Annotated in this window: 1 protein-coding gene; it reads left to right on the top strand. The window is 59.6% G+C overall.

Going from position 1 to position 4,080, the window contains the following annotated elements; translation table 11 throughout:
- Positions 1–4,080: amino acid adenylation domain-containing protein (locus RWT78_RS28510; protein WP_314682690.1), on the top strand; the 4,080-nt coding region annotated here is incomplete at both ends.

Below are 4,080 nucleotides of genomic sequence, written 5' to 3'. Positions count from 1 at the left end.
ACGATAGTTCGCCGCGATTGGTGAACATGTACGGGATCACCGAGACCACTGTGCATGTGTCGTTCTCGGCACTCGATTCGGTGATGGTTCGTGAGGCGAGTGGTTCGGTGATCGGCCGTGGCCTTGGTGGATTGTCGGTGTTCGTACTCGACGATCGACTTAGTCCTGTGCCGGTGGGTGTTCGAGGCGAAATGTATGTCGCTGGTGGTCAGCTTTCGCGTGGGTATGTGGGCCAGCCCGGGTTGACTGCTGGTCGTTTTGTTGCGAACCCGTTCGGCCGCAGCGGTTCCGGTGATCAGATGTACCGGACAGGTGATATTGCGCGGTGGAGTGTCGACGGGGTGCTCGAGTACGCGGGCCGAAGTGATTCGCAGATTCAGTTGCGTGGGTTCCGGATTGAACTCGGCGAGGTCGAGGCTGCGTTGTTGCGTGTGCCTGGGGTGGCTGGCGCTGTGGCGGTTGTGCGCTCGGATGTTGCGCTCGGTGATCGTCTTGTGGGGTATGTGGTCCCCGAGGCTGGCATGGATCTTGCTGATTCCGTTGTGTCGACGAGGGTGAGCGAGTTCCTGACCGGGTACATGGTTCCGGATGCTGTGGTGGTGCTCGAGGAGCTTCCGCTGACGGTGAACGGTAAGTTGGATCGGAAGGCGTTGCCGGAGCCAGTATTCGAGGTGCGGGAGTATCGAACACCCGCAACTGATACGGAGTTGGCGGTAGCGGGCGTCTTTGCCGACGTTCTGGGGGTCGAGCGTGTCGGGTTGGATGATGATTTCTTTGCTTTGGGTGGTAATTCGCTCGTAGCCACACGATTGGTCGCCAGGCTCGGGCGAGCGCTCGATACGACGATCCCCGTGAGGGTCCTGTTCGAAAATTCGAATGTAGAGTCGCTGGCGGCGGCGATCTCGTCACACGTCAGTTCCGGGAACATTCCGGCACTAGTCGCAGGACCTCGCCCCACGACGATTCCGTTGTCACTTGCTCAGCAGCGCATGTGGTTCCTGAGCCGCTTCGACCCCGAATCGGCCGTCAACAATATTCCGATTGCGCTGCGTTTGAGTGGCCAGTTGAATCTGTCGGCACTGCAGTTGGCCGTATCGGATGTGGTGGATCGGCACGAATCGCTACGGACGATCTACCCCGAGGCGGGTGGGCAAGGTCAGCAGGTGATTCTGCCTGCCTCAGAGGTATCTTTTGATCTCACCCCAGTCACTCTGGGCGGAACTCGGATCGAAGAGGCACTGCTGACGCTCGCTCTGGCAGGGTTCGATGTGACAATGTCGGTACCGTTCCGTGTGCAGTTGTTCGAGGTGGGGGCGGACGCATTTGTTCTCGCCTTCGTTATGCATCACATCGCAGCGGACGGGTTCTCGATGCGTCCGTTGACTCGGGATGTCATGGTTGCTTACGCCGCTCGGGTTTCGAATGGCGTTCCGAATTGGACTCCGCTCGAGGTGCAGTACGCCGATTATGCACTCTGGCAGCGGGAGGTCCTCGGCGACGAGGACGACCCGAATTCGTTGATCTCGGCTCAGCTGGACCACTGGCGCTCCGTCCTCCGCGACTCTCCGGAAGTGCTTGCGTTACCAGCTGACCGATCCCGCCCGGTCGTCGCCTCGAATCGTGGCGCTACGTACCGCTTCTCCGTCAGTGAAGAGCTTCGGTCGAGCTTGGACTCACTTGCACGCGAGCGGAACGCGTCGCTGTTCATGGTGATGCATTCGGCCCTCGCCGTGCTTCTCGCAAGGTTGTCCGGTACCAGTGACATCGTGATCGGTACCCCGGTTGCAGGGCGAGGCGAAAAGGCGCTCGACGATGTGATCGGTATGTTCGTGAATACACTGGTCCTGCGGACTCCTGTTGACCTCGCCAGTTCGTTCAGTGCGCTCGTCTCGGCAACGCGGAGGACAGACCTTCAGGCGCTCGGCAACGGCGATGTTCCGTTCGAGCGGTTGGTCGAGGTGCTCGATCCCACCCGATCGCAGGCACATCACCCGCTGTTCCAGGTCGCGCTGTTCTTCCAGAACATGTCGCAGGATGCGTTGGAGCTTTCAGGTTTGGAGGTGTCGGGTCTCGAGTTCGACGCGGGTATCGCGAAATTCGACCTTCAACTGACCCTCGCTCCTCGCATCGAAGATACGCACGAATCTGGCATGTTCGCCGAGTTCGCATACGCCACAGACCTATTCGACGAGTCGACCATTCGTGGATTTGCCGATCGGTTCACCAGGATCCTCGAGCAGGTGGTCGTGGATCCGTCGATCACCGTGGGTGACATCGAACTGTTGGAGGAGGCCGAGCGCGAGTCGCTGTTGATTGCGCGCAACTCCACCGCGCATGACGTTGAGAACAGCGAGACGTTGGCTTCGCTGTTCGACACCCGCGTTGCGTTGGCACCCGATGCTGTTGCCGTGGTGTTCGACGGCCAGTCGCTGACCTATGGCGAGTTGTCGGAACGTGTGAACAAGTTGGCACGCAAGCTGATCGACAACGGGGTCGGGCCCGAATCGTTGGTGGCCTTGGCGATGCGTCGATCGCTCGATCTCGTAGTGGGTATGTACGCGGTGATCGCCGCGGGCGGAGCCTACGTGCCCTTGGATCCTGATCACCCGGCCGAGCGGATCGGGCACATCCTCACGACGGCCGATCCGGTCTGTGTGCTGTCGACGACGCGGGATGCTTTCGTAGCGCCGAACGGCGCCGACGTGCTGTTGATCGACGGTGTCGATCTTTCGAGCTACTCGGCTTCAGTCGTTTCCGATGCTGATCGTCGCGGTCGTCTGCATGATGTGAATGCCGCCTACGTGATCTTCACCTCGGGTTCCACGGGCAAGCCCAAAGGCGTTGCGGTGTCGCATCACGCCATCGTGAACCAGGTCCTGTGGATGCAGGATCAGTACGCCATCGGCCCAGAAGACGTCTATTTGCAAAAGACTGCTACGACATTCGACGTCTCGTTGTGGGGATACTTCACTGCGCTTTTGTCCGGTACGAGAGTGGTGCTGGCATCTCACGACGGCCATCGAGATCCCGCGTATCTGGCTCGTCTGATCGAAGATCATCGGGTGACGCTGACGGACTTCGTTCCATCGATGTTGACCGTCTTCGCGACTTCGGTTCCGGAACACGCATTGGTGTCACTGAGGGACGTATTCGTGATCGGTGAGGCATTGCCGGTCGAGACGGTGCGTGCATTCGCTCAGGTGTCGTCTGCAGGCCTGCACAATGTGTACGGCCCAACCGAGGCTGCGGTCTCGATCACCTACTACGAGGTCGATGGATCGGAATCAACAGGGATTCCGATCGGGGTGCCCGAGTGGAACTCGCAGGTCTACGTGTTGGACAGTCGGTTGCAGCCGGTGCCGGTAGGCGTTGCGGGTGAGCTGTATCTGGCCGGTGATCAACTGGCGCGCGGTTACGTCGCGCGACCCGATCTCACCAGTGATCGTTTTGTCGCGAACCCATTTGTGGAGGCGAGCGACACGAACGGTGAAATCAATCCCGGTGGCAGTCGGATGTATCGCACCGGGGACCTGGTGTGGTGGAACACCGCAGGCGAACTCGAGTATGTCGGGCGTACCGATTTTCAGGTCAAATTCCGTGGTCAGAGGATCGAACTGGGTGAGATCGAGTCAGCTCTGCTGGCGCATTCGACGGTAGCTCAGTGTGTGGTCACTGTGGCATCCACCGATATGGGCGATCAGCTGGTCGCATATGTGATCGCGGTCCCGGATTCTGTGATCGACGTAGAAGTCTTGAGGAATGCGCTTCCTGAATCGCTACCTGTCTACATGATTCCGAACGCGATCATGGTCTTGGACGAGTTGCCTCTGAACTCGTCTGGGAAGTTGGATCGGAAGTTGTTGCCGGAGCCGGTGTTCGAGGTTGCGGTGTTCCGGGCCCCGGTCACGCCGGTAGAACAAATTGTCGCTTCTGTTTTCTCGGCGGTACTCGGGGTCGAGCGAGTGGGTCTGGATGACGACTTCTTCGCACTCGGCGGAAACTCTTTGATTGCTACTCGAATGGCCGCTCGGTTGGGGCAGGCGCTCGATGCGCAGGTTCCGGTGCGGGTGTTGTTCGAGG

Source organism: uncultured Rhodococcus sp., from assembly GCF_963525155.1.
GTDB lineage: Bacteria > Actinomycetota > Actinomycetes > Mycobacteriales > Mycobacteriaceae > Rhodococcus_F > Rhodococcus_F qingshengii.
This window is presented reverse-complemented; position numbering and strand designations above follow the sequence as displayed.